Origin of the sequence: Thalassotalea castellviae, assembly GCF_031846185.1 — a bacterium.
Taxonomy (GTDB): domain Bacteria; phylum Pseudomonadota; class Gammaproteobacteria; order Enterobacterales; family Alteromonadaceae; genus Thalassotalea_H; species Thalassotalea_H castellviae.
In genome coordinates, this window is sequence record NZ_JAVRIF010000017.1 from 1 (window position 1) to 2743 (window position 2743).

Here is a 2743-nt window from a genome sequence, read left to right on the forward strand (position 1 = left end):
GGTGTCTTTACTGAAAACTACTTAATGGAATACTATATCGTAGACCACCGTCGTTTACTGGAGTTTCGTACCCAACAAATACAAACGAATTATTAATTTTTCCTAGCTTAACCTTAAACTGCATTTGACACTTATCAGGTTCGTCATTATAAGAAGTTAAAACCGTAGTTGATAAGATATTCTCATTAACTACTAGCTTATTAAAGTGACTTTCAAAGTTTAGGTTTTTAGACGGTAACGAAACTCTAGTTTCTAGAAGCCATGCTGATTTATATATTATTTCACCACTAGGTCTCACATAACGATCAACTAAACAAAATTCTATGAAGTCATCATTTTTTGAAAGTTGTACTAGCTCAATACCATATTCATTCATATTTTCGGGAGTGATTACTCTGAAAGCACCCCATCCTGCATTCGCAAGTTTAATTGAGCCAATAATAAGAAGAAATAGCACAAACTTCATAGGACACCTAACCTTCCATTAAAGGGTAAAAACGAATTACACACGAATATTAATTATTAACACAAATTTAGCAACGCAAAACAAACTGTTTTTATCCCGTTTGAATGCGTTGTTATGTGACGTATTGGAGGGGGATATGAAAGAATTCACAGGTAGGAAAACCATTACTGGTGAGAAAGTTTACGATGGGGATTTGGTTCATTGTTGGGATGGAACTCATGATCAAAGAGAAGTGACCGCATCACTAAAAGGTAAGGTTGTAAAAGTTGAGTATTCAGATGAAACACAATTTGAGGTTGACGGAAATAACTTGGCTTTATATTGCGCCGAACATGTAGAAATACTGAAAGACACATAACGCCCAAATAATGGGCTTAAAAAATTGGATTGGTTTTTGCGTTTCTTTGCAAAAAACGAGACAAGCTTTTTAAGTCCCTGTTTATTTTCTTGTTATATTATTATTTAACAAAAACATAAAGCTAACAGCCTTTATAATAATTAGCAACTCGCGCAAGCGAACCTGCAACCGACTTTACCCCACGACAAACCAAATGCCGATTTTGAGCCACAAACAAAATGTTGATTCGTGCTAACCCAACTACTTTGGCGAAAACAAACCAAAGAATTACACACAAAATTTAGCTTAGTTACACCACGGTTTTGAAACAATAAAAACATGAATTCGTGGGGTAATATAACGCCCAAATAATGGGCTAAGTAACGTTGGCTAAAATAGTGAGGAACGAACGAAAGCCAACTGTTACGTGTCCCTGTTTATTTGCTTGTTATATAATTTCTAACTACATCATTACGTTACCAGCCTTTTTATTGGCTAGCAACTCACATAACTTTATAAGCCTTTACCCACCGCAACGTAAACCTAAATGCGAATATTACAGAATTTACGACTTTATTTGCCGAAAAGCTGCAATGTAAAAACCTAAAATATACCCGAAGAATTTACAACCAAATTTCAATTAAAAACACCAAAACCTGAGAAACTATTTATCGAATTAGTTGCGGTATATAACGCCCAAATAATGGGCTAAGTATCGTTGGCTAAAATAGTGAGGAACGAACGAAAGCCAACTGTTACGTGTCCCTGTTTATTTGCTTGTTATATAAATACTAACTACATCATTACGTTACCAGCCTTTTTATTGGCTAGCAACTCACATAACTTTTCCAGCCTTTACCCACCGCAACGTAAACCTAAATGCGAGTATTACAGAATTTACGACTTTATTTGCCGAAAAGCTGCAATGTAAAAACCTAAAATACACCCGAAGAATTTACAACCAAACTTCAATTGAAAATACCAAAACCTGAGAAACTATTTATCGAATTAGTTGCGGTATATAACGCCCAAATAAGGGGCTGATTAATAGTTTGCTAAAATGTGAAGCGGAGCGAAACCGAGCAAACTATTAGCAGTCCCGCTTTATTTTCTTGTTAGGTTTTCGATTGCTCATTAGATTAAATATTGCCACAAAATGGATAAGTAAAACACCAAAAAGGGCTTGATTAAAATGAGAATATGTATCGATGATATTGTGACTAATTTCGTTACCCGATGTTTCCAACTCTTTGAACTCTTCCAAGGACTCAATAAATAATTCTGTTGGAATAGTTGTCTTTTCTTTTTGTGCTTTAGCTATTAAATTATCGATAGAATTTAAGCTATTTGAATGCGTAATATCTATCTTTGAATTTTCAACAATGTAATCAGGAAGAAAATACAATACACCCACATTAGATATTAATAACAAAGAACTGAATAGCAGAAATAGAACACTTAAATTTAAATTTTTCACCAATCCTCCCTGAAAACCTAACGCCCCATTCAGGGGCTTTTAATAGTTGGCTAAAATAACGAACGCAGTGAGGAAAGCCAACTTTTAAAAGTCCCGCACTGCAATGGCTTGTTATATGCCAATTACATCGACACCTGATTTAGTGTCTAATGAAAGCATATTAGCAAACTCAATAACTTCATCAATAGATTCATCAGGATGACTAGTTGTAGTCACAAATTTAGGGTTTGAACCATCACCAACAGCTAACTCATCAATGATATCTTCCCATTTTTCGCAATCAACGCCTACGACACAAAAGAGAATGTAGTCTTGTTCAAGAAGTGACAAGATTAGTTTGTCTTTTTCTGAATTATATTTTTGCTCTGAAGCTAAAACTACTCTCGAATTTCTCATGGCATATAACGCCCAAATAATGGGCTAAGTAACGTTGGCTAAAATAGTGAGGAACGAACGAAAGCCA

General features: G+C 34.9%; 4 protein-coding genes. 1 reads left to right on the plus strand and 3 read right to left on the minus strand.

Annotated elements, in window-relative coordinates:
* Positions 1-7: 7 nt before the first annotated feature.
* The gene (locus tag RM573_RS17360; protein WP_311585109.1) at positions 8-466 is read right to left on the minus strand and encodes a hypothetical protein; all 459 of its coding nucleotides are present in this window, start codon (positions 464-466) and stop codon (positions 8-10) included.
* A 136-nt stretch (positions 467-602) separates the two neighbouring features.
* On the opposite strand from RM573_RS17360, the gene RM573_RS17365 reads away from it, so the two are divergent.
* A complete protein-coding gene (locus tag RM573_RS17365) occupies positions 603-824 on the plus strand; it encodes a hypothetical protein (protein WP_311585112.1) in 222 nt (73 codons plus the stop codon).
* Positions 825-1893: 1069 nt separating this feature from the next.
* On the opposite strand, the gene RM573_RS17370 is transcribed toward RM573_RS17365, so the two are convergent.
* Both RM573_RS17370 and RM573_RS17375 read right to left on the minus strand, forming a co-directional pair.
* Positions 1894-2280: a hypothetical protein gene (locus RM573_RS17370; protein WP_311585115.1), complete on the minus strand. Its 387-nt coding sequence runs from the start codon at positions 2278-2280 to the stop codon at positions 1894-1896.
* Between the two features lie 111 nt (positions 2281-2391).
* Positions 2392-2676: a DUF7684 family protein gene (locus tag RM573_RS17375; protein ID WP_311585118.1), complete on the minus strand. Its 285-nt coding sequence runs from the start codon at positions 2674-2676 to the stop codon at positions 2392-2394.
* Positions 2677-2743 lie beyond the last annotated feature (67 nt).

Excerpts from the sequence above, each read along its gene's own strand:
- RM573_RS17375 (WP_311585118.1), bottom strand. The coding sequence starts at position 2,676 with ATGAGAAATTCGAGAGTAGTTTTAGCTTCAGAGCAAAAATATAATTCA.
- RM573_RS17360 (WP_311585109.1), bottom strand. The coding sequence starts at position 466 with ATGAAGTTTGTGCTATTTCTTCTTATTATTGGCTCAATTAAACTTGCG.
- RM573_RS17365 (WP_311585112.1), top strand. The coding sequence starts at position 603 with ATGAAAGAATTCACAGGTAGGAAAACCATTACTGGTGAGAAAGTTTAC.